23 protein-coding genes and 1 pseudogene are annotated in these 24,703 nt (G+C 64.1%); 14 read left to right on the top strand and 10 right to left on the bottom strand.

From position 1 onward, the window contains the following. The first annotated feature begins 234 nt into the window (after positions 1-234). Positions 235-1,359: a helix-turn-helix transcriptional regulator gene (locus ACS7SF_RS19730; protein ID WP_439893835.1), complete on the top strand. Its 1,125-nt coding sequence runs from the start codon at positions 235-237 to the stop codon at positions 1,357-1,359. 13 nt (positions 1,360-1,372) lie between these two features. On the opposite strand, the gene ACS7SF_RS19725 is transcribed toward ACS7SF_RS19730, so the two are convergent. From ACS7SF_RS19725 to ACS7SF_RS19705, 5 genes are all read right to left on the bottom strand, one after another. Continuing rightward, a complete protein-coding gene (locus ACS7SF_RS19725) occupies positions 1,373-2,056 on the bottom strand; it encodes an SGNH/GDSL hydrolase family protein (protein WP_439893834.1) in 684 nt (227 codons plus the stop codon). 15 nt (positions 2,057-2,071) lie between these two features. Further along, on the bottom strand, positions 2,072-2,377 hold the full coding sequence (locus ACS7SF_RS19720; RefSeq protein WP_439893833.1) for an NIPSNAP family protein: 306 nt from the start codon (positions 2,375-2,377) through the stop codon (positions 2,072-2,074). A 71-nt stretch (positions 2,378-2,448) separates the two neighbouring features. Then, a complete protein-coding gene (locus tag ACS7SF_RS19715) occupies positions 2,449-3,480 on the bottom strand; it encodes a cytochrome d ubiquinol oxidase subunit II (protein WP_439893832.1) in 1,032 nt (343 codons plus the stop codon). Continuing rightward, the gene (locus tag ACS7SF_RS19710) at positions 3,477-4,844 is read right to left on the bottom strand and encodes a cytochrome ubiquinol oxidase subunit I (RefSeq protein WP_439893831.1); all 1,368 of its coding nucleotides are present in this window, start codon (positions 4,842-4,844) and stop codon (positions 3,477-3,479) included. Before ACS7SF_RS19710 ends, ACS7SF_RS19715 begins: the two co-directional genes overlap by 4 nt. 18 nt (positions 4,845-4,862) lie before the next feature. Continuing rightward, positions 4,863-5,423, bottom strand: coding sequence for a GbsR/MarR family transcriptional regulator (locus tag ACS7SF_RS19705; protein WP_004627541.1), 561 nt, complete (start codon positions 5,421-5,423; stop codon positions 4,863-4,865). A 461-nt stretch (positions 5,424-5,884) separates the two neighbouring features. Between ACS7SF_RS19705 and ACS7SF_RS19700 the strand changes: the two genes are divergently transcribed. The 12 genes and pseudogenes from ACS7SF_RS19700 (at position 5,885) to ACS7SF_RS19645 (ending at position 20,641) form a co-directional block, all read left to right on the top strand. Next, complete coding sequence (locus ACS7SF_RS19700; protein WP_439893830.1) at positions 5,885-7,429, top strand: methyl-accepting chemotaxis protein; 1,545 nt, start codon at positions 5,885-5,887, stop codon at positions 7,427-7,429. A 112-nt stretch (positions 7,430-7,541) separates the two neighbouring features. Then, positions 7,542-7,796: a GlsB/YeaQ/YmgE family stress response membrane protein gene (locus tag ACS7SF_RS19695; RefSeq protein WP_439893829.1), complete on the top strand. Its 255-nt coding sequence runs from the start codon at positions 7,542-7,544 to the stop codon at positions 7,794-7,796. A gap of 146 nt (positions 7,797-7,942) precedes the next feature. Continuing rightward, positions 7,943-8,233: a hypothetical protein gene (locus tag ACS7SF_RS19690; RefSeq protein WP_439893828.1), complete on the top strand. Its 291-nt coding sequence runs from the start codon at positions 7,943-7,945 to the stop codon at positions 8,231-8,233. A gap of 375 nt (positions 8,234-8,608) precedes the next feature. Then, complete coding sequence (locus tag ACS7SF_RS19685) at positions 8,609-9,937, top strand: MFS transporter (protein WP_439893827.1); 1,329 nt, start codon at positions 8,609-8,611, stop codon at positions 9,935-9,937. A 14-nt stretch (positions 9,938-9,951) separates the two neighbouring features. After that, the gene (nirB, locus tag ACS7SF_RS19680) at positions 9,952-12,507 is read left to right on the top strand and encodes a nitrite reductase large subunit NirB (RefSeq protein WP_439893826.1); all 2,556 of its coding nucleotides are present in this window, start codon (positions 9,952-9,954) and stop codon (positions 12,505-12,507) included. A 14-nt stretch (positions 12,508-12,521) separates the two neighbouring features. Further along, positions 12,522-12,860: a nitrite reductase small subunit NirD gene (nirD, locus tag ACS7SF_RS19675; RefSeq protein WP_439893825.1), complete on the top strand. Its 339-nt coding sequence runs from the start codon at positions 12,522-12,524 to the stop codon at positions 12,858-12,860. Then, positions 12,857-14,089, top strand: coding sequence for an NAD(P)/FAD-dependent oxidoreductase (locus ACS7SF_RS19670; protein ID WP_439893824.1), 1,233 nt, complete (start codon positions 12,857-12,859; stop codon positions 14,087-14,089). The genes nirD and ACS7SF_RS19670 overlap by 4 nt, the downstream gene beginning before the upstream one ends. A gap of 290 nt (positions 14,090-14,379) precedes the next feature. Further along, positions 14,380-17,127: a molybdopterin-dependent oxidoreductase gene (locus ACS7SF_RS19665; RefSeq protein WP_439893823.1), complete on the top strand. Its 2,748-nt coding sequence runs from the start codon at positions 14,380-14,382 to the stop codon at positions 17,125-17,127. 127 nt (positions 17,128-17,254) lie between these two features. Then, positions 17,255-17,602 (top strand): YkgJ family cysteine cluster protein, encoded by a 348-nt coding sequence (locus ACS7SF_RS19660; protein WP_439893822.1) that lies wholly within the window; start codon positions 17,255-17,257, stop codon positions 17,600-17,602. Positions 17,603-17,645: 43 nt separating this feature from the next. Then, a pseudogene (locus tag ACS7SF_RS19655) lies at positions 17,646-18,453 on the top strand (fused MFS/spermidine synthase). A gap of 188 nt (positions 18,454-18,641) precedes the next feature. Further along, complete coding sequence (locus ACS7SF_RS19650; protein ID WP_439893821.1) at positions 18,642-19,265, top strand: DUF2239 family protein; 624 nt, start codon at positions 18,642-18,644, stop codon at positions 19,263-19,265. Beyond that, positions 19,262-20,641 (top strand): MATE family efflux transporter, encoded by a 1,380-nt coding sequence (locus ACS7SF_RS19645; protein WP_439893820.1) that lies wholly within the window; start codon positions 19,262-19,264, stop codon positions 20,639-20,641. Before ACS7SF_RS19650 ends, ACS7SF_RS19645 begins: the two co-directional genes overlap by 4 nt. Positions 20,642-20,759: 118 nt before the next feature. On the opposite strand, the gene ACS7SF_RS19640 is transcribed toward ACS7SF_RS19645, so the two are convergent. Next, positions 20,760-21,029, bottom strand: coding sequence for a hypothetical protein (locus ACS7SF_RS19640; RefSeq protein ID WP_439893819.1), 270 nt, complete (start codon positions 21,027-21,029; stop codon positions 20,760-20,762). A 166-nt stretch (positions 21,030-21,195) separates the two neighbouring features. Here ACS7SF_RS19640 and ACS7SF_RS19635 point away from each other — a divergent pair, with 166 nt between their 5' ends. Beyond that, the gene (locus tag ACS7SF_RS19635; protein ID WP_439893818.1) at positions 21,196-21,618 is read left to right on the top strand and encodes a hypothetical protein; all 423 of its coding nucleotides are present in this window, start codon (positions 21,196-21,198) and stop codon (positions 21,616-21,618) included. 36 nt (positions 21,619-21,654) lie between these two features. Here ACS7SF_RS19635 and ACS7SF_RS19630 read toward each other — a convergent pair whose 3' ends face one another. The 4 genes from ACS7SF_RS19630 to ACS7SF_RS19615 all read right to left on the bottom strand — a co-directional run bounded on the left by ACS7SF_RS19630 (position 21,655) and on the right by ACS7SF_RS19615 (position 24,703). Continuing rightward, entirely contained in the window at positions 21,655-21,969 is a 315-nt protein-coding gene (locus ACS7SF_RS19630; protein ID WP_439893817.1) for a Rieske (2Fe-2S) protein, read from the bottom strand. Positions 21,970-21,982: 13 nt separating this feature from the next. After that, a complete protein-coding gene (locus ACS7SF_RS19625) occupies positions 21,983-22,552 on the bottom strand; it encodes an RBBP9/YdeN family alpha/beta hydrolase (protein ID WP_439893816.1) in 570 nt (189 codons plus the stop codon). 104 nt (positions 22,553-22,656) lie between these two features. Then, on the bottom strand, positions 22,657-23,799 hold the full coding sequence (locus ACS7SF_RS19620; protein ID WP_439893815.1) for a porin: 1,143 nt from the start codon (positions 23,797-23,799) through the stop codon (positions 22,657-22,659). 55 nt (positions 23,800-23,854) lie between these two features. Beyond that, complete coding sequence (locus ACS7SF_RS19615; protein WP_439893814.1) at positions 23,855-24,703, bottom strand: TauD/TfdA dioxygenase family protein; 849 nt, start codon at positions 24,701-24,703, stop codon at positions 23,855-23,857.

Below are 24,703 nucleotides of genomic sequence, written 5' to 3'. Positions count from 1 at the left end.
AGCGCTCCCCGCGCGCTATCGGCACTGGCCTCGAAAGGGCCAGTGCCGACGCATTTGTAGAGCCACGTTCGTCCCCATCCCTCGCATCGTTCATTTGGTGGAAGCGCACACCAAACGAACGATGCCGAAGCGCAAACGCTCGTGTTACGTTGGCACGCACAACATGCCCGGCGCCGACCACCACGGCGAGCGCGACGGGCGGCCGGGCCAGGCAGCCATTCTTCCGGGGGGAGCATGCTCAAAGACCAACTGATTGGAGACCTGTACGAAGCGGCGGCGGCACAGGATGGTTTCCTGGAGGTGTTCCACGACGTCACCGAGGCACTGGGCGCCAATGTGTTCCACATGTTCAGTTGGGACGCCGCGCGCAATGCGCCCCATCTTTCGACTTACTCCCCGGGAAGGGGGTGGGACGAGGTGATCGCGCTCTACGATCAGTACTACGGTGCGCTCGACCCACGCCGCGAACACGTGCAACGTGCGGCGCTGGGTGAATTTGCGTTTTGCCAGGACTACGTGTCCGACGCCTACGTCGAGCGCAGCGAGTTCTATCAGGACTACCAGCTACCGTCGGGTTTTCGCTACCTGATGGGCGTGCGCCTGGCGCGCCGCGGCGGCAGCGACATCCTGCTCGGCATGCTGCGATCCAGCGGGCGAACGCCCTTTTCGGAAGAAGAGCGCGCCACGGCCGCCAGCATGACCGGCCACCTGCAGCGCACGATCAACCTCTGGCAGGACACCCGCGTGCTGCATCGCGACGCGGCGCTCGGTACGGAATTGATGGAGCAGCTCGGCTTGGCGGTATTCGCACTGGGGCGTGATCAGCGTGTGCTGTTCGCCAACGCCCAGGCCGAGGCGCTCTTGCGCGCGTCGACGTGCCTGCGGCTGGAGCATGGCCGCCTGCATGCCACGTTTGCGGCAGATCACGATGGGCTACAGGCCGCGCTGTCGCGCGTGGCGAAATCCCGCAAGGGCGAGAGCTTTGCCGTGCGACCCTCATTGGGCGCGGCGCATGAACTCTTTCTCGGCATTTCGCTCTTGCCCGCCAATGCAGCGCATGCCGCGTTTGGCGATGCGGCCATGATGATCACCGTGCGCCGCCGGGGTGCGGCCAGTCCGGTCACTGCGGTGCAACTCCGGCAGGCGTTCGGCTTGTCAGCGGCAGAGGCCGCCGTTGCGGAGGCCTTGATTCTGGGCCGCTCTCCCGATGAATACGCTGACAGTGCCGGCGTTGCCGTGTCGACCGTACGCACGCAATTGCGCTCGATCTACGAGAAAACCGCCTCGCGCTCGCAAGCCGAAGCGGTGGGGGCGATGCTGTGGGTGTTGTCGCAGAACAAGACGGTCGCGCAGCAATAGCAGGGTGCGGCCTTTAACCCGCAGCCTGAGCGATGCGCATGTCGTCATCGCAGGTTGGCGGTTGGAGCCACGGCTGCACAACCCGCGCCATGGCCCTGCCCAGCGCGAGGTGTTGATCCGCATCCAGATGGATGCCGTCGACACGGCTGGCGCTGGTGACGGTGTTTGCATCAAACACAGCGCAACCCAACGCATCGGCCACCGCTTGATACGCTTGAACAAGACCCTCGGCCTTGGCGGGCGCACCGGCAAATTTGGCAGCCATGGCCCCTGCCGGCATCCGGATCGCAGGCGGCACCACGATCAACACAGCACGGGCGGGCATGTCGGGTTCGATCGGCGCAGCGTGGATCGCGTCGACCAGTCTGGCGACGCCTTGCGCGGCATCGTGTGCGTCGTGTTCAAACACCGCCTGAAAGTCATTGGTGCCCAGCATGAGGATCACGAGGGCCAGCGGCGAATGCGCTTCGATGCGCTGGGCCAGGCCCTGCAGGCCGTTGCGCCCCGCGCGCACCGGATCATCTAGCACGGTGGTACGCCCGTTGAGGCAGTCTTCGATCACGCGCACGGCACAGCCTTGTGCAAGCAGCGCGGCTTCCATCACGCCGGCCCAGCGCTGCACAAATGGCAGGCGCTGGCGCGTGCCCGGGACGATGCCCCAGGAGAGCGAGTCGGAATAGAGCAGAACGTGCTGCATGCGTGCGTGCGGGAATTACGAAAACACCGGGCGAAAGAAGCTGCGCTCGTAGCTGACGATGCAGCCGGTTTCGTCCGCGTATTGGAAGGCGGCGATGCAGGCGGGATCGGCTTTCGACTGTTCCCGATAGACTTCGTATGTAGCCAGGCTCGGGAACGAGAACAAGGCCAGCGCGACGTTGTTTGCGCCTTCGGAGGGTAGAAAGTAACCGTGGTGTTGGCCGCCAAATTTCTCGACCAGCGGAATCCACATCTTGCCGTAGGCCTCGAATTCAACCAGCCGGGCCGGGTTGATGATGTAGCGGAGGTAGCAGGTAACCATGGCGCGTGCGGGCAAGAGGGGAAAGGCTGTGAGCCTAAATGCCTGCCCGCCGCGCCGTCAATCTCAGTCATTCAGTAATACCGCAGCTCCGTCGCCTTGCCGTGGAACACTTTGTACGAGTACACGGTGTACGCCACGATGGTCGGCAGCACGATCGCTACGCCCACCAGCATGAACTCGAGCGACTCCGGCGCGCTGGCGGCTTGCCAGATGTCGAGCCGGTCCACCACTAGGTACGGGAACAGGCTGTAGGCGAGGCCATTGAACGCCAGCAGGAAGATGGCGCCGGTGCCGACGAATGGGGCCCATACGAGGTGCTCATCGCCCTTGGCAATCTGCTGCGGCAGGCGGCGCAGCACCCAGTCGATCAGGCCGAACAGCGCGATGGTGACCAGCGGCACAGGCGCCAGCGGAATCATGTTCGGCAGCGCGAACCACTTGTCGAACACACGCGTGCTGACCCACGGCGTCGCCAGCGATACCGCCGCCACGCCTAGCGCCGTGAACCACAGGCTGCCGCGCGCCCACTGCACCGCGCGCAGCTGCAGCGCACCTTCCGTCTTCATGATCAGCCACGTGGCGCCCAGTAGCAGGTAGCCCGTGATCAGCCCCGCCGCCGTGCAGATCGCAAAGACGACGTTGGCCGCGTCGTACTGGAAGCCCGTGATGTACAGGCCCAGCATCAAGCCCTGCGATGCCGTGGCGATGACAGAGCCGGCATAGAACGCGCGGTTCCACCACGGCTTGTGGTGCGCGCGCGCCTTGACGCGAAAGTCGAACGCCACGCCGCGCAAGATCAGCCCGAACAGCATCAGCGCCACCGGCAGATACAGCGCGCCGAGGATCTCGCCATGCGCGGCCGGAAACGCCACCAGCAGCAGGCCGACGCCGAGCACGAGCCACGTCTCATTCGCATCCCAGAACGGGCCGATGGAGGCAATCATGGTGTCCTTTTCGGCGTCATCGGCGCGGCGCAACAGAATGCCGACGCCCAGGTCGTAGCCATCCAGCACCACGTAGGCCAGCACGGCAATGCCCATCAGGGCCATGAACACCACCGGCAGCCAGCCGGCAGGTTGGGTGAGGTCAGGAATGGCGTTCATGCGTGGATTGCTGCGGAAAGTTGTGGGGCGTGGGTGCCGGGGATGTCGGCATCCGTCGGGTCAATGGCGCCGCCGGCCTTGCGGGCCAGGTAGAACACCACGCCGATATACGAGGCGATGAGGAAGGCATATAGCGAGAGGTACATCGCCAGCGTGGTACCGATCATCTGCGCGGGCACGGCAGAGGCGGCTTGCGCGGTGGTCAGCACGCCGTAGACGAGCCACGGCTGGCGGCCGATCTCGGTGACGTACCAGCCGGCGACCACGGCCACCCAGCCGGAGAACGTCATCGCCACGAGGGTGCGGGCGAGCCATCGCGGCAATTCACGATCGCGGCGCAAGCGCCAGGCGCTGAGCCACGATACGGCCAGCATCAGCACGCCCACGCCCACCATCGCCCGGAATGCGAAGAACACCGGCAGCACGGGCGGATGCTGATCGAATTGATCCAGCCCTTTTATTTCACCATCGAGCGCGTGCGTCAGGTACAGCGATGCGAGCTTGGGCACCGCAATCTCAAAGCGGTTGCTGCGCGTGGCCTGATCCGGTATGCCGAACAGCACGGCCGGCACGCCACGCTCGGTTTGCCAGAGGCCCTCCATGGCGGCGAGCTTGGCGGGCTGATGCTCCAGCACGTTCAGGCCATGCGCATCGCCCGCGGCAATCTGCAAGGGGATCAGCACAGCCGCCAGCACCACGCCCGTCTTGAGCGTGGCGCGCACGTCGGCACCACGGTCATTGCGCAGCCAGCGGTAAGCGGAGAGCCCCGCCAGCAAGAACGCCACCGTCAGTCCCGAGGCCAGCAACATATGCGTGAACCGGTACGGGAACGACGGGTTGAAGATGATCGCCAGCCAGCTTTGCGGATGCGCGCGGCCGTCGATCATCACGTAACCGGCGGGTGTCTGCATCCACGAGTTGAGCGCGATGATCCAGAACACCGAGATGGTCGTGCCCAGCGCCACCAGGAACGTCGCGAACGTATGGATGCGCTGGCTCACGCGGCCCGTGCCGAACAGCATGATCCCGAGGAAGCTGGCCTCCAGAAAGAACGCCGTCAGCACCTCGTACGCCAGCAGTGGCCCGGCGATATTGCCCACGGTGTTCATATAGCCCGGCCAGTTGGTGCCGAACTGAAAGCTCATCGTCACGCCGGACACCACGCCCAGCGCGAACGTGAGCGCAAAGACCTTCACCCACAGGCGGTACGCGGCCATCCAGGCTTCGTCGCCGGTCTTGCGATAACGCAGCTTGAAGAACAGCAGCACCCACGCCAGCGCAATGCTGATGGTGGGAAAGAGGATGTGGAAGGTGATGTTGGCGCCGAACTGGATGCGCGCCAATACAACAGGATCAAGTGACATGGTTCTGCTTTTGCGGGGCTACTTCGATTTGCCGCCAACGACAACGGCAAGCTTGTTCTTCATCTCCAGCAGCTTGTGCACCTTGGCACCCATCTTCATGAGCTGCTGCAAGGATTCGGCGTCCAGCTTCTGCACGTCGTCAAACCAGTTGGTCATGAGCGTGATGAGCTGGTACATCTCTTTCATGCGCGCCTGGGCGTGGCGGTCGTCCGGGTCGGTGGGGGATTCGAGCATCACGTCGCGCAGCAGCGAGAGCGTGGGGTCGATCTCGCGCTTGCGGCGCTCTTCGGCCAGCGTGCGGAAGATGGTCCAGATGTCGTCAGGTGCGGAGAAGTATTCGCGCCGGTCGCCGGGCTTGTGCGACAGCCGCACCAGCTTCCACGACTCCAGCTCCTTCAGCCCGATGCTGACGTTCGAGCGTGAGAAACCCAATGCCTCGGCAATCTCGTCCGCGTTGATCGGCTCCCGCGCCGCGTAGAGCAGCGCGTAGATCTGCCCGACCGTGCGGTTGATGCCCCAGCGGCTACCCATCTCGCCGAAATGCAAGACGAAGCGTTGTTTCAAGGGGGAGAGTTGCATCGTTTTGATCTTTCTCAAATTTCAGGAATTTGTGAAAGTTTAGAACGCGCAAGTGTGGTTTGCGATGTGGCGTGCTGTCGCGGGGGCGACGTGGAGGTGGAGGCGGCGCTTGCTAGAGCGTTGTGATTTCTATTCACATGAAAACGTGTTGGGACTAGTGGATGCCTTCAGTTTCGGGCTGAACGCAAGAAAATTAACGCAAATGAGGGATTAACCGATTTTTCAGTTTGAGATAACTGCCGGCGGTTCGCAATGCAAATAAGGTAGGTGCGTGGTGAATTCCCTTTTACGTAGCCAGTTACGGCAGATAAAAATCATTTTCAGCACGCGGTATCTTCTCTGGCAGTTTTATCGGCTGTTCTGTCTACACCCTGGGAAAAAATGGTTATCTCCCCCTTAATAAATCCGATTCTTTGCCGAAAACCCGGTTGCTAAGCAAAATCAATAAAAGGAGACATCCCATGCGTGTCAATGAACCTGTTACCCAGCGTGAATACGAGTTCCCGGACAACGCCACGCTCATGTCGACCACCGACACCCAGAGCTACATCGCCTATGCGAATGCGGCCTTTGTGGAGGTGAGCGGTTTTTCGCGTGAAGAGATCGAAGGCCAGCCGCATAACATCGTGCGCCACCCCGACATGCCGCCCGAGGCATTTGCCGATATGTGGGCGACGCTCAAGGCTGGTCAGCCGTGGACGGCGCTGGTCAAGAACCGCCGCAAGAATGGCGACCATTATTGGGTGCGCGCCAATGCCACGCCGGTGGTGCGCAATGGCCGGGCCAGCGGCTATATGTCGGTGCGCACCAAGCCGTCGCGTGAGGAAATCGCGGCGGCCGAGGCGCTCTATAAAGATTTCCGTACCGGCCAGGCGGGCAGCCGCAAGTTCCACAAGGGCCTGATCGTGCGGACGGGGTGGATGGCTTGGCGCTCGGTGTTCCAGGTCATGCCGGTGCGCTGGCGCATTCGGCTCACGTTCCTCACCCTGTTGCCGACGCTGCTGGCAGCGGCGTGGGCGTTCGGCTTGTCCGGCACGGCGCTCGGCGGTTTTGCTGTGGCGTTGCTGGCGGCGCTGGTGGTGGGCTCCTGGTCATTGAAGGTGCAGATCGCCACGCCGCTTGAAAAGCTGCAGGAGCACGCGCTGAGTGTGGCGTCGGGCGAGAGCCGCAAAGTCGCCATCGCCGACCGCGCGGACGAGATCGGCATGACGCTGCGCTCCATCAGTCAGCTCGGGCTGATGTTCCGCTGGCTCATCGACGATGTGGCCGAGCAGGTGGTCAACGTGCAATCGGCCAGCCAGGAGATCGCCAAGGGCAACGGCGACATCAGCATGCGCACCGAGCAGGCTGCCGCCAGCCTGGAGGAAACCTCCAGTTCCATGACGCAGATGACCGCCACGGTGGCCAGCAATGCGGAAACGGCGGGCCAAGCGAATACGCTATCGAGCGCGGCCACGCAGGCCGCCGTCAACGGCGGTCGGGCCATGGAACAGGTCGTGGCCACCATGAGCGCGATCACGCAAAGCGCCAAGCAGATTGCCGACATCATCGGCGTGATCGACAGCATCGCCTTCCAGACCAACATCCTCGCGCTCAATGCTGCTGTGGAAGCGGCGCGGGCGGGCGAACAGGGCCGTGGCTTTGCCGTGGTGGCGGGCGAGGTGCGTGCGCTTGCGCAGCGCAGTGCCGGCGCCGCCAAGGAGATCAAGGAGCTGATCGGCACCAGTGTCGACAAGGTGGAATCGGGCTCCCGGTTGGTGGACGATGCCGGCAAGACCATGGACGACATCGTCGATCAGGTCAAAAAGGTGTCGGCCATGATCGCCGACATCAGCCTGGCGACGGCGCAGCAAACCGACGGCATTACGCAAGTCAGCCAGGCGGTCAACCATCTGGATCAGGTGACGCAGGAAAACGCTACGCTGGTCGGCCAGAGTGCGGCCGCGGCCGAGGGCCTGCGCATTCAGGCCACGCGCCTGGTGGAGGCGGTGAACGTATTCCGTTGAACACGATGCAAATGCAAAAACCGCGTGAGCGCCACATGGCGATTGTGCTGTCTTCGCCTACTATGCCTGTGCAGCATCACCCCTCCAAACACACCTTCACGGGAGCACGGACATGGCCTCACACGGTTTGATTGCATGGTTGATTATCGGCGCGGTAGCAGGTTGGCTGGCCGGCATCTTGGTCAAGGGCGGCGGTTTCGGCATCTTTGTCGACATCGTGGTCGGCATCGTCGGTGCGTTCATCGGCGGGTGGCTTGCCGGCGTGCTGCACATCTCGCTGGGCAGCGGGTGGATCGGCTCGATCATCACGGCGGTGATCGGCGCGGTGATCCTGCTGTTCGTCATTCGGCTCATCAAACGCGCGTAGCGCGCCATCGTGGCGGTGGGTGACGGTGTCGTCCACCGCCGGATTCCACTCTTCAACGCATCACCTAGACTGGTTGCATCAGCACAGCCGCACCGCGCCACAAGCGCCGGTGCGGCCGGTACACGCCATACCTACGCGAGGCCACCATGTCTGATCAACTCACCGCGCCGCAAGCCCTCTACGAAGGGTTCGAGATTCACGTTGCGCCATCCCCCACGCACGCAAACCCCGCCCGCTACACCTACACCGGTTACGTGTGCCACCCAGGCGCCGATCCTCACCAGCAGGGTCATACGGTGCCCTTTCATGCCGATGGCGATGACAGCTTCCGTAGCGCGGAGGAAGCCATGGAAGAGGCCATGCACGTGGCACGCAGCATCGTCGACGGCACGCATCCGGATCTCTCCGTGCTGTCGATCGTGACGCGCGGCTACTGACCCGCGAAACCGGATCAAGCAGTTGCTGTTTGACCGCCACAAGTGATGGGCGGTCGCCATCCTGCGGCCGCGCACGCATTTGCTGTGCCGCACCATCCCGATTCGCATTTGCACCGAAACCGTGCGGCGTAACGCTCGCGCATGAGGCACGGGCGCTGTGCGCCGGCGTCGCTTTCTGCTGCAAACCGCGATAAATCAACGCTTCCCACGCTTGGCATACCTGTTGCATAGACCCATTGCGCGGATCAATGGCGATACGTGCTCTTCGTGGTGAAGGCCCTGGTGCTCAGGGCTACTTGGACAACGGCGTCCCAGAACCTGGCTCATTGCCCGGTTCTCGGACGCCTTTCTTTTTTTCTGGAACTGGGATTCGACATGACCGCCAATGCCACTCGGGCCACCCGAATCGATCTGTTCAGCCTGCGCACGCCGCAGATGCGGGCCTTCCACCTGACGTGGCTGGCGTTCTTCGTCTGCTTCTACGCGTGGTTTGCCTGCGCGCCGCTCATGCCAGTGCTCAAGGGCGAGTTCCACCTGACGCCCGCGCAGATCGCCAACATCAACATCGCCGCCGTGGCGGTGACGATTCTCGTGCGGTTGATTGTCGGCCCGCTGTGCGACCGCTTTGGCCCGCGCAAAACCTATACCGGTCTGCTGGTGCTGGGTGCCATCCCCGTGCTGGGTGTGGCGACGGCACAGAGCTACGAAGCGTTCCTGTTCTTCCGTCTGGCGATTGGCGCGATTGGCGCGAGCTTCGTCATTACGCAGTACCACACGTCGGTCATGTTTGCGCCCAATGTGGTGGGTACGGCCAACGCAGCGGCCGCCGGCTGGGGCAACGCGGGTGGCGGCGTGGCGCAGGGCACGATGCCGCTGCTGCTGACTGCCATCGTAATGTTGGGCGTGACGCAGAGCCTGGGCTGGCGCCTGGCCATGGTGGTGCCGGGCGTGGCGATGTTGATCGTGGCCGCGCTCTACTGGCGCTATACGCAGGACTGCCCGGAAGGCAACTACGCAGAGCTGCGCGCCGCCGGCAAAACCATCGAAGGCGGTAAGAAGGGCGGCTGGGGCAGCTTCGTCACGGCCGCCGGCAACTACCGCGTCTGGCTGTTGTTCGTCACCTACGGCGCGTGCTTTGGCGTGGAGATCTTCATCCACAACATCGCCGCCACCTACTACGTTGATCACTTTGGCCTGTCGCTGTCGGCGGCTGGCATGGCGGCTGCCAGCTTCGGCCTCTTGGCGCTGTTTGCTCGCGCGCTGGGCGGCATCGTGTCGGACCGCGTGGCGGCCAAGCGCGGGCTCGACGCCCGCACCCAACTGCTATGTGTGCTGATGCTGGGCGAGGGCCTAGGCCTGCTCGGCTTTGCCCATGCGGGCAGTGTCACGGCGGCGGTGCTGGCGATGCTCGGCTTCGGTCTGTTCACCCACATGGCGTGCGGTGCGACGTATGCACTGGTGCCGTTCATTGATCGCCGTGCGCTGGGCGGCGTGGCCGGCATCATCGGCGCGGGCGGCAACGCTGGCGCGGTGGCTGCGGGCTTCCTGCTCAAGGGCATGGCCGATACGCAGGCCACGCTGTCCATCCTCGGTGTGCTGGTGGCGTTGTCGGCCATCTGCGCCATCGCCGTGCGCTTCTCGGCAGAACACAAGGCGCGTGAACAAGCGCTGTACGACAACACGCTGGCCGCCGCCAACGCCTGACAAGGAACATCACCATGACCATGAAGATCGTCGTCATCGGCCACGGAATGGTGGGCCACAAGTTTCTGGAAAGCCTGCTGCATGCGCCTGGCCACCATCTGCAAGTGACGGTGCTGTGCGAAGAGCCGCGCCCCGCGTACGACCGCGTGCATCTGTCCGAATTCTTCGCCGGCAAGACGGCGGAAGACCTGTCGCTCGTGGCCCCGGGCTTTTTCGACCGCGATGACGTGGTGCTCAAGCTCAACGCCCGCGCTACGGCCATCGACACGGTGGCCAAGGTGGTGACGGCTTCTACCGGCGAGGTGCTGCCGTACGACAAACTGGTGATCGCCAGCGGCTCGTCGCCGTTCGTGCCGCCCGTGCCGGGCAAGGACCGCAAGGACTGCTTTGTCTACCGCACCATCGAAGACCTGGAGGCGATGGCCGAATGCGGCCAGCGCGCCAAGACCGGCGTGGTGATCGGCGGCGGCCTACTGGGCCTGGAATGCGCCAAGGCCCTGCGCGACATGCATCTGCAAACGCACGTGGTCGAGTTTGCTGGCCGCCTGATGGCCATGCAGGTGGACGACGGCGGCGGCCGTATGCTGCGCCGGAAGATCGAAGACCTGGGCGTGACCGTCCACACGCAAAAGAACACGGTGGAGATTGTCGATGGCGAAGCGGCCACGCACCGCCTGAACTTTGCCGACGGCACGTATCTGGAAGCGGACATGGTCGTGTTCTCCGCCGGCATCCGCCCGCGTGACGAACTCGCACGCGCTTGCGGCCTGGAAGTGGGCGAGCGTGGCGGCATCGTGATCGACTCGGAATGCCGTACGTCTGCGCCGGACGTCTACGCCATTGGCGAATGCGCACTGTGGGGCGGCAAGGTGTACGGCCTGGTTGCGCCGGGCTACGAGATGGCGCGCATCACCGCCAAGCAAATCCTAGCCGCCGATGACGCGACCGAGTTCAACGGTGCCGACATGAGCACCAAGCTCAAGCTGATGGGGGTGGACGTCGCCAGCCTGGGCGATGCGCAAGGCACGACGCCCGGCAGCCGCAGCGTGCTGTTCACCGATGAGCGCAAGCAGATCTACAAGAAGCTCGTGCTGTCGGAAGACGGCAAGTACCTGCTGGGTGGCGTGCTGGTGGGCGACGCGGCCGAATACGGCACGCTGCTGCAGATGATGCTCAACCGCATCGAGCTGCCCGAAGCGCCGGAATTTTTGATCCTGCCGCAAGCCGATGGCAACGCGCGCCCGGCATTGGGTGTGGATGCACTACCCGACAGCGCGCAGATCTGCTCGTGCAACGACGTATCGAAGGGTGTGCTGTGCCAGGCCGTGTGCGGCGGCGCCACCACCGTCGGCGCACTCAAAGATGCAACGAAGGCCGGCACCTCGTGCGGCGGCTGCGTGCCGCTGATGACGCAGGTGATGAAGGCCGAGATGAAAAAGCAGGGCCTGGCCGTCAACAACCACCTCTGCGAGCACTTCCCGTATTCGCGTCAGGAGCTGTATCACCTGGTGCGCGTGGGCCGCATCCAATCGTTCGATGCGCTGCTGGAAGCGCATGGCCACGGCATGGGCTGCGACATTTGTAAGCCCGCCGTGGCGAGCATCCTCGCTTCGTGCTGGAACGACTTCGTGCTCAAGAAGGAGCATGCGAGTCTGCAGGATTCCAACGACTACTTCCTCGCCAACATCCAGAAGGACGGCACATACTCGGTCGTGCCGCGCATGCCGGGCGGCGAGGTGTCGGCAGACGGCCTGATCGCCGTGGGCCAGGTCGCCAAGAAGTACGGCCTGTACACCAAGATCACCGGCGGCCAGCGCGTGGACCTGTTCGGCGCGCGCCTGGAGCAACTGCCGCTGATCTGGGAAGAGCTGATCGCGGCCGGCTTCGAGTCGGGCCATGCGTATGGCAAATCGCTGCGCACGGTGAAGTCGTGCGTGGGTTCCACGTGGTGCCGTTATGGCGTAGGGGATTCGGTGGGCTTTGCGATTGCGCTGGAGAACCGCTACAAGGGCCTGCGCTCGCCGCACAAGATCAAGTTTGGCGTGTCGGGCTGCACGCGTGAATGCGCGGAAGCACAAGGTAAGGACGTCGGCATCATCGCTACGGAGAAGGGCTGGAACCTCTACGTATGTGGCAACGGCGGCATGAAGCCCCGCCATGCCGAACTGCTGGCGGCAGACCTCGATCAAGAAACGCTCATCAAGTATGTCGACCGCTTCCTGATGTTCTACGTGCGCACGGCCGACCGCCTGCAACGCACCAGCACGTGGCGCGACAACCTCGAAGGTGGCCTCGATTACTTGAAGGACGTGGTCATCAACGACAAGCTGGGCATCGTGGCCGAGCTGGAAGCCGAGATGCAGCACGTGGTCGACACCTACCAGGACGAATGGAAGACCGCCGTGACCAACCCCGAGGTGCGCAAGCGCTTCCGTCACTTCGTCAACAGCGACGCGAAGGACACCAACGTCGTCTTCGTGGAAGAGCGCGGGCAGATTCGCCCCGCCACGGTGGAGGAGCGTGCGAAGACACGCCCGGTGCGCATTCCCGTTGTTGCTGAAGCCGCTTGAGAGAGGAGCCCATCATGCAAGCCTCCCGCTGGACCCCTGTTTGCTCGCTGGACGATATCGTGCCCAACACCGGCGTGTGTGCGCTGGTGGAGGGCGAGCAAGTCGCCGTGTTTCACGTTGCGGGCAGCGCACCGCAGCCCGTCTACGCCATCGGCAACTACGACCCGAATTCCGATGCCGCCGTGCTCTCGCGCGGGCTCGTCGGCAACCTGGGTGAACGCATCGTCGTGGCATCGCCGATCTACAAGCAGCACTTTGACTTGGCGACGGGCGAGTGCCTGGAGGCGCCGGCCAATTCGGTGCACGCGTACGCGACGAAGGTGGAGGATGGCAAGGTTTGGGTGGCGGTATGAAAGCCCCGACCGCGCGCCCCAAGCTCGTCGTCATCGGCAACGGCATGGCCGGCATGCGCACGGTCGAAGAGCTGCTCAAGCTGGCACCGGACCTGTACGACATCACCGTGTTCGGCGAAGAGCCGCACGGCAACTACAACCGCATCCTGCTGTCCCCCGTGCTGGCGGGCGAGAAGCAGGTCGACGACATCATGCTCAACACGCGTGAGTGGTACGCGCAGAACCACATCACGCTGCACGCGGGCGACCCGGTGGTGTCCATCGACCGCCCGCGCCGCACGCTGCGTTCGCGCGACGGCGTGGAAATGCAGTACGACCGCCTGCTGATCGCCACCGGCTCGCGGCCGTTCATCCTGCCGGTGCCGGGTCACCTGCTGCCGGGCGTGATCGCCTTCCGCGATATTCAAGACGTGGAGACGATGCTGGAAGCCGCGCGCAATCATCGGCATGCGGTCGTCATCGGCGGCGGTCTGCTCGGGCTGGAGGCCGCCAACGGCCTGATGCGCCAAGGCATGGACGTAACGGTGGTCCACCTGTCCGACACGCTGATGGAGCGCCAGCTCGACAAACCCGCCGCGCAACTGCTGCGGAAAGCACTGGAGGCCAAGGGCCTGCGCTTCCTGCTCGGCGCGCACACGGCCGAACTGCTGGGCACGGATCGTGTGACCGCCGTGCGCTTCAAAGACGGCACGCAAATCCCCGCCGACCTCGTCGTCATGACCGCCGGCGTGCGCCCGAACATCGAGCTGGCGAAGGCGGCCGGCCTGCACTGCGAACGCGCCATCATCGTCGACGACACGCTGCAAACGTACGACCCGCGCATCTACGCCGTAGGCGAATGCGTTCAACACCGCAGCGCAACGTTCGGCCTCGTCGCCCCCATCTGGGAACAGGCCCGCGTGTGTGCCGCGCACCTGGCTGGCGCTGGCCACCGCCGCTACATCCAACAGGCCACCGCAACCAAGCTGAAGGTCACGGGCGTCGACCTGTACTCCGCCGGCGACTTCATCGGCGGCGAAGGCACCGAAGACATTGTGCTGCGCGACCCGCGCCGCGGCGTCTACAAGCGCCTCGTCCTGAAGGACGACCGTGTGGTCGGCGCAGTGCTGTATGGCGACGTGGCCGACGGCCCCTGGTACTTCGACCTGATCCAGCGCCGGACCCCCATCACGCCAATCCGCCAGCGCCTGCTATTCGGCCGCGCCCTATGCGAAGTGGAGGCGGCGTAATGAACAAAAGCAAGACACGAAACCGCGACACCTCTTGCACACCGATGGTGTGGCCGTTCCTGCCCTAGATGGCGCCTTGAATTTTTGTAAGCGGGCGGAAAAAGGAAGGAGGCTTGTTTGAGCGAAGCGAGTTTGCCTCCTTCCCCGCCCGGTTACGAAAATTCAAGGGATGGGTCGCCATCTCGGGCGCGCCTTTCTTTGCTTACTTTCTTTGGCAAGACAAAGAAAGTGAGTCAGCCCCGGCAGGGGATGAAACCAGGGATGCACCACACACGCGAAGCAACACAGAGATGACGATGACGACCATCCCCATTCATCCGATAACGGACGCCGTGCGTACCACCTGCCCATACTGCGGCGTCGGCTGCGGCGTGCTGGCAACCCCCGAGGCGGATGGCAGCGTCACCATTGCCGGCGACCCAACCCACCCCGCCAACGCAGGCCGCCTATGCGTAAAAGGCTCCGCACTAGGCGAAACCGTCAGCCTGGAAGGCCGCCTGCTCCACCCAGCCATGCGTGAGCGTTCTCACGACCTGGACGCGCCCATTGCGCCATTGCAGCGCACATCCTGGGACACCGCCCTCAACACCATCGCCCAAGGCTTCCGCCGCATCATCGACCAACACGGCCCCGACGCCGTCGCACTCTACGTCTCCGGCCAATTGCTGACCGAGGACTACTACGTCGCCAACAAGCTCATGAAGGGCTTCATCGGCACCGCCAACATCGACACCAATTCTCGACTGTGCATGTCGTCTGCCGTAGCCGGGCACAAGCGCGCGTTTGGCGAAGACCTCGTGCCCGTCTGCTACGACGATCTGGAAGCAGCAGACCTGGTCGTGCTGGTCGGTTCCAACACCGCGTGGTGCCATCCGATCCTGTTCCAGCGCATCATGCGCGCCAAGGAGGCGCGGCCGGCGATGAAGTTAGTGGTGGTCGACCCGCGCCACACCGCCACGTGCGAACTGGCAGACCTGCACCTGCCCATCAAGCCCGGCACCGATGTGTGGCTGTTCAACGGCCTGCTGTCATTCCTCTCGCGGCGCGGCGTGGTGGACCGCAACTTCGTCACCCTGCACACCAACGGCCCCGACGCCGCACTGCAAGCCGCTGGCACCGAGAGCGAAGACGTTGAAGCCGTCGCCAAGGCCTGCAAGCTCAAGCTCGACGACCTGCTCACGTTCTACAACTGGTTTGCCAACACCGAACGCACCATCACCGCGTTCTCGATGGGCGTTAACCAATCCAGCGCAGGCACCGACAAGGTCAACAGCATCATCAACTGCCATCTGCTGACCGGCCGTATCGGGCGCGCGGGCATGGGGCCGTTCTCCATCACCGGCCAGCCGAATGCGATGGGCGGGCGTGAGGTGGGTGGTCTCGCCAACATGCTGGCCGCACACATGGAGCTGAACGAGCCGGCGCATCGCGAGCTGGTGCAGACGTTCTGGAACGCGCCCCGCATGGCCGACAAGGTGGGCCTGAAGGCGGTCGACCTGTTCCAGGCCATTGAAGACGGGCGCGTAAAGGCCGTGTGGATCATCGGCACCAACCCCGTGGTCAGCCTACCCGACGCGGATCAGGCGCGCCGTGCGTTGGCCAAGTGCGAACTCGTTGTCGCCTCCGACATCGTGGAGGCCACCGATACCACCGTGCTGGCAGACGTTCTGCTGCCGGCGCTCGGCTGGGGCGAGAAAGACGGCACGGTCACGAACTCCGAGCGCCGCATCTCGCGCCAGCGCGCCTTCTTGCCGGCACCGGGCGAGGCGCGCGCCGACTGGGACATCATCGCCGACGTCGCCCGCCGCATGGGCTACGACGGTTTCGACTTCAAGAGCCAGCACGAGGTGTTCGACGAGCATGCGCGCCTGTCGGCCTATGCCAATGATGCAGGCGGTGTACGTCGTGCCTTTCACCTTGGCGGCTTGACCGGGCTCGACGCGGATGCGTACGACAACATGGTGCCCACACAATGGCCTGTCACGCTTTCCGGCAGCAGCGAGGCGCGTCTCTTCCGCGATGGCCGTTTCGCCCACGCCGATGGCCGCGCGCGCTTCGTGCCAACGCCCGCGCGCGCGCCCGTGCACAAGGTCGGTGGCGAGTACCCGCTCGTCCTCAACACCGGCCGCGTGCGCGACCAGTGGCACACCATGACACGCACCGGCCGTGCGCCCAAGCTGGCTGACCACGTGCCCGAACCGTTTGTCGACCTGCACCCGAACGATGCACTGCTGGCCGGCGTGCGTGAAGGTAACCTGGCGCGCGTCTCATCACGCTGGGGCAGCGTCGTGGCGCGTGTGCGCATGACCGGCGGCATCGCGCGCGGCAGCGTGTTCGTGCCGATCCACTGGAATGGTCAGTTTGCTTCCGACGCGCGCGTGGGCGCGGTGGTCAACCCGGAGGTCGACCCCGTCTCCGGCGAGCCCGAGTTCAAACACACGCCTGTAATGGTCGAGCCGTTTGACGTGGCGTGGCATGGTTTCGTGCTTTCGCGCCGCGCCCTCGATACCGACGATGCAACGTGGTGGACGCGCATTCAGGGCAAGCAATTCGTGCGTTATGAGCTGGCCGGGCGCCAGCCACTCGGTAACGTGCATGACTGGGCGCGCAAGCTGCTCGGCGTAGATGACCCGCACGCCGATTGGCTCGAATACGAAGACACCACTGCGCGGGTTTATCGTGCCGTGCACGTCGTGGATGACCGCATCGAAGCCTGCGTGTTTCTCTCGCCGCGGCCCGATCTGCCGTCGCGCAACTGGCTGGCAGGGCTGTTTGCGCAGACGCGCCTGGAAGACCTCGACCGGGCGGGCGTGCTGCTCGGCCAGCCGATGGAAGCCGGCGCGGATGTGGGCCCGACCGTGTGCTCGTGCTTTGGCGTCGGCCGCAACACCATCTGCGATGCCATTCGCACCCAGGGCCTGCAATCCACGGGCGAGATCACCGCTTGCCTGAAAGCCGGCGGCAATTGCGGCTCCTGCGTGCCGGAGCTCAAGCGGTTGCTGGCGGAGGCGCGTGTGCTGACGGAAGAGGCGGCGTGATGTCACGGCACCAAGATGTGTCATCGAAAAAACGGGACGGCAGCCGCAGTCCCTTTTTTCGATGGCGGTACCGCATCGCGGCAACGCCTTATCATCTCGTCCGGTCGAGTCCCGGATACGTTCGCCAATGCATAGTCAAAAGATCAGATTTTTTCGCTCACGCATCCCAACCTTTGAGTGCATCCCCGGCTGTCATGATTGCTGTGGCCCGGTGACAACCTCAACGGAAGAGATGTCGAGGCTTCCCGTCAAGAGTGATGCCGAGCACGAAGCGGCATTGGCAAACCTGAGTTGCCCGCATCTTGATGCCAAGGGATGCAGTGTGTATCTGGAGCGCCCCTTGATCTGCCGCTTGTTTGGGACGACACCGCGGCTTGCTTGTCCAAACGGAAAGCGGCCGGACCAGATGATCGATCCGGACGTTGAACGGCAGATTCAGCGCTTCTTTGTCGAAACACGTCACGTACTGGTCTGAGGACGTGAGCCTGTTCTAACGGCCTCACGCATTAAAATGAGGGATGGACGCCTTCGACCCCCTCCTTGATACCGACCTGGCATTCCCTGTAGACGCCGACGACGGGTCACCCATGGTGCTGGAGTCGGGCCACATTGTGTCGCTCCAATTCGATGAATCCGCGATACAGAGCCTTATGTTCCGTAACGCGCCCAACAAGCTGGTGCTCGGCTATACCCGGACGATGATGAGCTTTTTGCTCCTGCAGCCGGCGCCGGCTCGGATTTCGATCATCGGCTTGGGCGGCGGATCGCTGGCCAAATATTGCTACCACCATCTTCCCGAGACCCACGTCGCGGCCATTGAGATTGATCCGGCAGTGATCGCCCTGCGCGATGCGTTCCAGATTCCGCCGGATGACGACCGCTTCGAAGTGATCTGCGCCGATGGCGTGGAATACGTCAAAGGCCGGGAAGCGCACCCCGAGGTCATTTTGGTAGACGGCTTCCTGGCGTGCGGCATGCCCGCGCAACTCGGTACGGCAGACTTCTATGCGGCGTGTCGCGCGCGGCTTGCTGACAACGGTGTGCTGGTCGCCAATTTTCTGGAAACAGACCCCGATATTCCCTTCTACCTGGACGAAGTGCGTTCGGTATTTGGCGAGTCATTCTCCATCTGGCTTTCCGAGGATGGTGGCAACTACACACTGTTGGCCTGGAAAGGGAAGCTTCCATCGTTAAGCACGTTGCTCACGCGCGCCCCGGGGTCTGGAAGCCGAGCACATGCTGGACTTGTGCTCGGCAGCGCGTCACCTGAAGCAGCGCGAGCGGCCCGTGTTGGATCGCAGGTTTTGGCAAGCGCGGGTGAACTGACCGGCTGGCTGACGAGAGCGGCGTCAGCCGGATCGATTGCGACCCTATGCCCCATGTATGGGCCACCAACAAGGCTCGAATTCTGGGGGTGAGGGCTTGCTGGCACTTTTCACCCGGATAATATTGACTCTTAATTAAACCCGGGTAGAATGTATTCCTGTTGAAATTCGCAGCAGGAGCACATTCCCATGGATGCCACAGCAATCCACGCGTGCACGGCCTTTGCCGGCACCCGACGCCTGGCCGGCGGGCCCGTCCGCGATGTCGCGCTGGCAGTCAAAACGCACCTCGACGCGCACCCCGACTCCCAGGTTCTCGTTTTCGACAACGCGAGCGCCCAGCCCGTGGAATTCGACGTGCGCGGCACGCTGGACGAGGTGCTCGCGCGACTCGATCGCACGGCATCGCCTGCGCCAACTGCCGCCGATACCGAATGCCGCCCGCGCGGCCCCGGCCGTCCCAAACTTGGCGTGATCGCCCGGGAGGTGACGCTATTGCCGCGTCATTGGGACTGGCTGGCCGCGCAGCCTGGCGGGGCGTCCGTCACCTTGCGCAAGCTGGTGGAAGACGCACGCCGCGCTACCGAAGGCGCAGACCGTCGCCCCGCTGCACAGGAGGCGGCCTATCGCTTCATGTCGGCCATGGCCGGCAATGCCGCAGGCTTTGAAGAGGCCACGCGCGCGTTGTTCGCCGGCGATGCCGGTGCATTCCAAGCCCTTACCCAAACGTGGCCTGCCGACGTGCGCGATTTCGCGCGTGAACTGGCACGCGTCGCGTTCGATACCCACTCACAAGAAGAGGCGGCTGCATGACGGCACCTACCGCAGTACCGACACCCCGCCCGCTGTGGCGGACGTTCGTGTCATTTCTCGGGCCGCTGATTCTGGCCAACATCCTGCAATCGTTGTCGGGCACGCTCAACAACGTCTATGTGGGGCACATGCTGGGCGTGAAGGCGCTGGCCGCGGTGTCGGCATTCTTCCCGATCCTGTTCTTCCTGATTGCCTTCATCATCGGGCTGGGCGCGGGGGCGGGGGTGCTGATCGGGCAAGCGTGGGGCGCCAAGAAACCTGAAGCGGTGAAAACCGTGGCCGGGACCACGCTGTCGGTGGGCTTTATCGCGGGCTTGGCCGTGGCGCTGCTGGGCGGGCCGTTCGCGCACGCGCTGCTCGGCTGGCTGGGTACGCCGGCCGACATCCTGCAAGACGCCTCGCTTTATGCCAGCGTGATGCTGTATGCGATGCCGGGCCTGTTCGTGTACCTGCTTGCCACGGCGATGATGCGCGGCGTGGGCGACACACGCACGCCGCTGCGCACGCTTGGGCTGTCGACGGCGATCGGGCTCGTGCTGACGCCAACGTTCATTCGCGGCTGGTTTGGTTTGCCGCAGCTGGGTGTGGCCAGCGGCGCGGTGGCAACCATCATCTCGTTCACGGTGGCGCTGGTGTGGCTGGCGTTCTTCCTGCGCCGCCGCAACCATCCGCTGGCCCCCGATGCCGTGCTGGCGCGGCACCTGTGGGTCGACTTTGGTGTGCTCAGGACTGTTCTGAAGATCGGCGTGCCGACGGGCGTGCAGCTGGTGGTCATCTCGATTGCGGAGTTGGCGCTGCTCTCGTTCGTCAACAGCTTCGGCTCGGACGCCACCGCCGCCTACGGCGCCGGCACGCAGATCATCAGCTACGTGCAGTTCCCCGCCATGTCGATTGCGATTACCGCGTCGATCCTGGGCGCACAGGCCATCGGCGCGGGCAAGCCCGACCGGCTCGACGCCATCATGCGCACCGGGTTGTGGTTGAACGTGGCCATCACCGGGGTGCTGGTGGTGCTGGCATTGTTGTTCTCGCGCGCCGTCATCGGCTGGTTCACCACGAATGCGGAGGTGATGGACCTCGCGCAGAGCCTGCTGCATATCTCGCTGTGGAGCTCGGTCATCTTTGGCATGGCGAGCGTGTTCTCGGGCGTGATGCGCGCCAGCGGCACGGTGATGGCGCCGACGGCCATTTCCATCCTCGCGATTGCCGCAGTGGAAGTGCCGGTAGCGTGGATGCTGAGCCGGCACATCGGTACGGACGGCATCTGGGCGGCTTACCCCGCTGCGTTCATCGCCATGTTCGTGATGCAGGGGGCGTACTACGGCCTGGTATGGCGGCGTCGTGCGCAGCGCTTTGGGATTCGGCGGATGGTGTGAGCGTTTCCAACGGAGCTTCGTTGGGGGCGCGGAATGTTCGCGGCGAATGCGGCCTCGGTTCGCAGCGGTCGTTAGTCTGATGTTTTCGAAGGGGCAGAAGATCCAGAGAAGCAGAGCGTCAATGGAAGGCCTGCTCGCCATCTCGAAGCCCCTGCGTTGAGGAAACCGCGATGCCACGAATCACCCAGTCCACCACCTCGCACGTCAACCGTGCCTCGCAAGACGCTGGGCAGACTTCTGCCACCACGTCTTCCGGTGCGTCATCCAGTGCGCCGGCCAGAGCGCGCACGAGCACTTCCGTACTCAAGGGGCTGAAGTCGCTCGCAAAGACCATTGGGATCACTTCGGCGGCACCGAAGCGTTCCAAGCCATCGCTGGCGGCACTCATGCACCAGGAGGCACCGTCGAAGCTGACGCGTGCTCACTTGGGGGTGCCTGACCCTGGCGATAGCAAGCCGTCTTCGGCATCGTCTTCAGCGGTGCCATCGCGGCAATCCTCGGGGGCGGGGCCTTCCGGGTCTGCGCCGGCTCGTACTGTGCCAGGACGCGGGCGCGTGCAGTTCCAGAGCACTGTCGGTACACGCGTGATACACAATCAGGCCAGCGATGCATCCGTCCGCCGCGGCGCGGACAAGCTCGATTTCACCAGCGAGCTCAGACCGTCCGGCGTGCATACGCGGCCGGCCAGGCACATCGACGCGCTTCGTGCAGCGCAAACCACACCGCATCAAGACATCCTGATCGGCCAGATGGTGCAGACGCTGAATGAACGCATGCATGGTGCCGAAGCCGACCCCGAAGAAGCGGCCGAAATCAAGCACGACCTCGCGCAAGGGGTGTTCCCGAAAAACCTCGTATTTGAGGCGCAGATGTCGGGGCTGACGACCAAGGAAAGCCAAGCCGCCGTGGTTGCCCGCTTTCACGAGCTGGCGGCCGATGATGCGGAACTGGCCAAGGGCTCGGCGCAGCAAACCTAGGGTCTGTTCCGCAATGCCCCTTGCCCGCGGCGGGATTCAGGGGCCATCGTCGACATGCACGGCGATACGACCGTCGATGACCTCAACACCGTAGGTGCTCAGGCAGAGGCCGGCGCCGCCATGTGCGCAGCCGGTGGCGAGGTCAAAGCGCAACCCATGTGCGGGGCATTGGAGCCGCGTACCGTCGAGCTTGCCACCGGCCAGCGATGCACCCTGGTGCGGGCAGCTGTTGTCGATGGCGTAGACGGTGCCCTCGATATTGAAGAGCACCATGCCGCGCCCATCGATGAACACCAGCTTGCGCAGGCCCGGCGACAACTCCGCCATGGGGATCGACGCTGTGTTCGGCATGTGGCGGCTCCATTCAGCGCAGCGCGTCGATGAGCGCTTGCGCCTGTGGCCACAGGCCAAAGCCCGAAGCCGGATTCAGATGTCCAACTTCCCCCAGATCGATCAACCGGCTCCCCCAGTCCATCGCCATGCTGGCCACGCGTGCGTATTGCGCCAGCGGATCATTCCGGCTCGCCGCAACAATGCTCGGAAACGGCAGCAGCCCGCGCGGGCAGGGCAGCCAGCCGTTCTTCTGCAACACATCGTGCGTGGGATAGCCGGCGGGCAGCGGCGTATCGAGATCAGCCGGCGCAGCCAGCAGCGCGCCGTGAATCTTGCGCGCGTGCCGCTTGGCCCAATGCACAGTCGTCATCACGCCGGCGCTGTGCGCGACCAGGATCACCGGGCCATCGATGGCGGAGATGGCCTTGTCCAATGCGGCCAGACGTGCGGCGCAGCTCAGCTTGTCGGCCTCGAGCGGCGGAACGGAAACCGCGCGCTGCCCTTCGGCCTGCAACTGGGTCTCCAGCAGTGTTTGCCAGTGCTCGGCCACATGGTCGCGCAGGCCCGGCACCATCAGGATGGTCGGAGTGGTCTTCAACATCGTTATCGACTTCAACTTGGGGGATAAAAAACGAGGAGGTTGCCCTCCTCAAATGCCGACCTGGGAGATGGCGCGTCAACGCCACCTCGCCTGGTTCTTGCCGCTCAGAACTTGTGGCGGATGCCGACGGCTGCGCCCACCATGCTGGTCTTGCCGGTGGCCAGGCCGTAGCCCGTGGCGTTGAGGTCCACCGTGGCCTGATCCAATGCCAGGCCCGCGTTGCGTGCATACGCGGTGGTCAGGTAGAGATCGGTGCGCTTAGAGAGCGTGTAGTCGGCAATGAACGCAACCTGCCACGGGTTGGCTTGCGCGGAAGGTGCGCTGTTGATGGTCTTGATCTTCTGGTACGAGTATTCGAGTGACAGGCCCAGTGCATTGGTGGCCTGGTAATTCACGCCAGCCCAGTAGTAGTCGTCACGCAGGGCGACGCTGCCGTTGGCGTTCTTGTTCTGGCCCCAGCGATAGCCGCCCATGACCTTGACGGTATCGCCAAACAGATAGCTGCCCGCGATCGCCGCCTTGCGCACCGTGCCCGAACTGAAGGCGCCGCCACCCAGTGCCACGCTGGGGTTGTACTGGTCGAATGCCAGTGTGGCGCCGATGGGGCCGGCCATGTAGGCCACGCCCGCGCCGTAGCCGCTGTCACGACGGGCTTGCCCGGGCACCTCACCGTTGCCGCCACCGGTGGGGTTGGCGCTCGGCGCGCCCGTGCCGAAGCTCCAGTGCGCCTGTGCCGTGACGGGGCCGAAGGTGCCCGTGTACATCGCCGTGTTGTCCGAGCGGAAGTTGACGCCCGTCTGCACTGCCGCCGGTTCGTACTGCGTGGAATACGCCATCGGCTCGAAGTTGGCGAGCAACTGGAACAGCGTGGTGTACTGCCGCCCGAACGTGAACTGCCCGACGGTGGCGCTCTTCAAGCCCACGTAAGCCTGACGTCCGAACAGACGGCCACCTTGTTGCGATTGCCCTGTGTCGCTCGCAAAGCCGCTTTCCAGCACGAAGAGCGCGCTCAAACCGCCGCCCAGGTCTTCCGTGCCGCGCAGGCCCCAGCGCGAGCCGGAGAGCCCGCCGCTCTGCATCGACACGCGGTTGCCGGAACTGCCCGGCGTGGCCCCGGGCAGGTTGGTGGCGTACTCGATGTTGGTATCCACCACGCCGTACAGCGTCACGCTCGATTGCGCGCAGGCCGCACTGGCGCAGGCCAGTAGGGCAATCGGCGCCATGGGGGCGATGTGCTTGCTCTTCATGTTGCAGGGTCTCCTCTTGGTGTTGTTGCCGCGAGCTCGGTTGGCCCAGCGGTCTTTAAAACGGCTTGCTGCCAATAATGCCCGCGCGCTCCATCTTGCGATGGCACGGCGCGTAATCCATGACCGCGTAGTGCTGCGTGGCGGTGTTGTCCCAGATGGCCACGCTATTGGGCTTCCAGCGCCAGCGCACCTGATATTCGGGGATGTACGCCTGGCTGATCAGGTAGCGCAACAGGTCTGCCGCGCCGCTGGTAGCGTCTTGCCCAACGCGCACGCGCGCAGGCGTGTGGTAGTTCGTGAAATGCGTGGTGAAGCCGTTGACGTACAGCACCTTCTCGTCGGTGTCCGGGTGCGTGCGCACCACGGGGTGTTCGGGGTCGGGATACTGCGCCTTGAGCGCGAGGCGCTTCTCAATCGGCATGGCGGCACCAAAGCTGGCTTCGATGCTGTGGCGTGCGCGCAGGTTGGCGATGTCGCGCTTCACGTCGTCGGGCAGCTTTTCGTAGGCCAGCACCATGTTGGCCCACATGGTGTCGCCGCCTACGGGCGGGCATTCCACGCAGCGCAGTACCGCACCAAACTGCGGTGCTTCGCGCCAGGTGGTGTCGGCGTGCCAGCAGTTTTCATAGCGGTCGTTGGGCTGATCGGGCGTCTTGTAGATGCGCACGAGGCCCGGGTGATCCGGGTCGCTGCCGGCCACGGGATGGTCTTCCAGATCGCCAAAGCGGCGCGCAAAGGTGACGTGCTGCGCGCGGCTCAAGTCCTGGTCGCGCAGGAAGAGCACACGGTGCGTGAGCAGCGCCGCGCGGATCTCGTTGAACAGGCCATGGTCTTCAATGGCATCGGCCAGTTGCACGCCGATGAGTTCTGCGCCCAGCGCGTTGGTCAATTGTTCGACTCGCAT

Origin of the sequence: Ralstonia sp. 25C, from assembly GCF_051904805.1 — a bacterium.
GTDB lineage: Bacteria > Pseudomonadota > Gammaproteobacteria > Burkholderiales > Burkholderiaceae > Ralstonia.
The sequence above is the reverse complement of the archived record's forward strand: the minus strand, read 5'-3'. Positions and strand labels throughout refer to the sequence as shown.

Coding starts and splice junctions, on each gene's coding strand:
- ACS7SF_RS19730 (WP_439893835.1), top strand. CDS start 235: ATGCTCAAAGACCAACTGATTGGAGACCTGTACGAAGCGGCGGCGGCA.
- ACS7SF_RS19640 (WP_439893819.1), bottom strand. CDS start 21,029: ATGAGTGCCGCCAGCGATGGCTTGGAACGCTTCGGTGCCGCCGAAGTG.
- ACS7SF_RS19645 (WP_439893820.1), top strand. CDS start 19,262: ATGACGGCACCTACCGCAGTACCGACACCCCGCCCGCTGTGGCGGACG.
- ACS7SF_RS19665 (WP_439893823.1), top strand. CDS start 14,380: ATGACGATGACGACCATCCCCATTCATCCGATAACGGACGCCGTGCGT.
- ACS7SF_RS19620 (WP_439893815.1), bottom strand. CDS start 23,799: ATGAAGAGCAAGCACATCGCCCCCATGGCGCCGATTGCCCTACTGGCC.
- ACS7SF_RS19615 (WP_439893814.1), bottom strand. CDS start 24,703: ATGCGAGTCGAACAATTGACCAACGCGCTGGGCGCAGAACTCATCGGC.
- nirB (WP_439893826.1), top strand. CDS start 9,952: ATGACCATGAAGATCGTCGTCATCGGCCACGGAATGGTGGGCCACAAG.
- ACS7SF_RS19700 (WP_439893830.1), top strand. CDS start 5,885: ATGCGTGTCAATGAACCTGTTACCCAGCGTGAATACGAGTTCCCGGAC.
- ACS7SF_RS19650 (WP_439893821.1), top strand. CDS start 18,642: ATGGATGCCACAGCAATCCACGCGTGCACGGCCTTTGCCGGCACCCGA.
- ACS7SF_RS19720 (WP_439893833.1), bottom strand. CDS start 2,377: ATGGTTACCTGCTACCTCCGCTACATCATCAACCCGGCCCGGCTGGTT.
- nirD (WP_439893825.1), top strand. CDS start 12,522: ATGCAAGCCTCCCGCTGGACCCCTGTTTGCTCGCTGGACGATATCGTG.
- ACS7SF_RS19625 (WP_439893816.1), bottom strand. CDS start 22,552: ATGTTGAAGACCACTCCGACCATCCTGATGGTGCCGGGCCTGCGCGAC.
- ACS7SF_RS19670 (WP_439893824.1), top strand. CDS start 12,857: ATGAAAGCCCCGACCGCGCGCCCCAAGCTCGTCGTCATCGGCAACGGC.
- ACS7SF_RS19685 (WP_439893827.1), top strand. CDS start 8,609: ATGACCGCCAATGCCACTCGGGCCACCCGAATCGATCTGTTCAGCCTG.
- ACS7SF_RS19630 (WP_439893817.1), bottom strand. CDS start 21,969: ATGCCGAACACAGCGTCGATCCCCATGGCGGAGTTGTCGCCGGGCCTG.
- ACS7SF_RS19725 (WP_439893834.1), bottom strand. CDS start 2,056: ATGCAGCACGTTCTGCTCTATTCCGACTCGCTCTCCTGGGGCATCGTC.
- ACS7SF_RS19710 (WP_439893831.1), bottom strand. CDS start 4,844: ATGTCACTTGATCCTGTTGTATTGGCGCGCATCCAGTTCGGCGCCAAC.
- ACS7SF_RS19715 (WP_439893832.1), bottom strand. CDS start 3,480: ATGAACGCCATTCCTGACCTCACCCAACCTGCCGGCTGGCTGCCGGTG.
- ACS7SF_RS19695 (WP_439893829.1), top strand. CDS start 7,542: ATGGCCTCACACGGTTTGATTGCATGGTTGATTATCGGCGCGGTAGCA.
- ACS7SF_RS19705 (WP_004627541.1), bottom strand. CDS start 5,423: ATGCAACTCTCCCCCTTGAAACAACGCTTCGTCTTGCATTTCGGCGAG.
- ACS7SF_RS19690 (WP_439893828.1), top strand. CDS start 7,943: ATGTCTGATCAACTCACCGCGCCGCAAGCCCTCTACGAAGGGTTCGAG.
- ACS7SF_RS19660 (WP_439893822.1), top strand. CDS start 17,255: ATGCATAGTCAAAAGATCAGATTTTTTCGCTCACGCATCCCAACCTTT.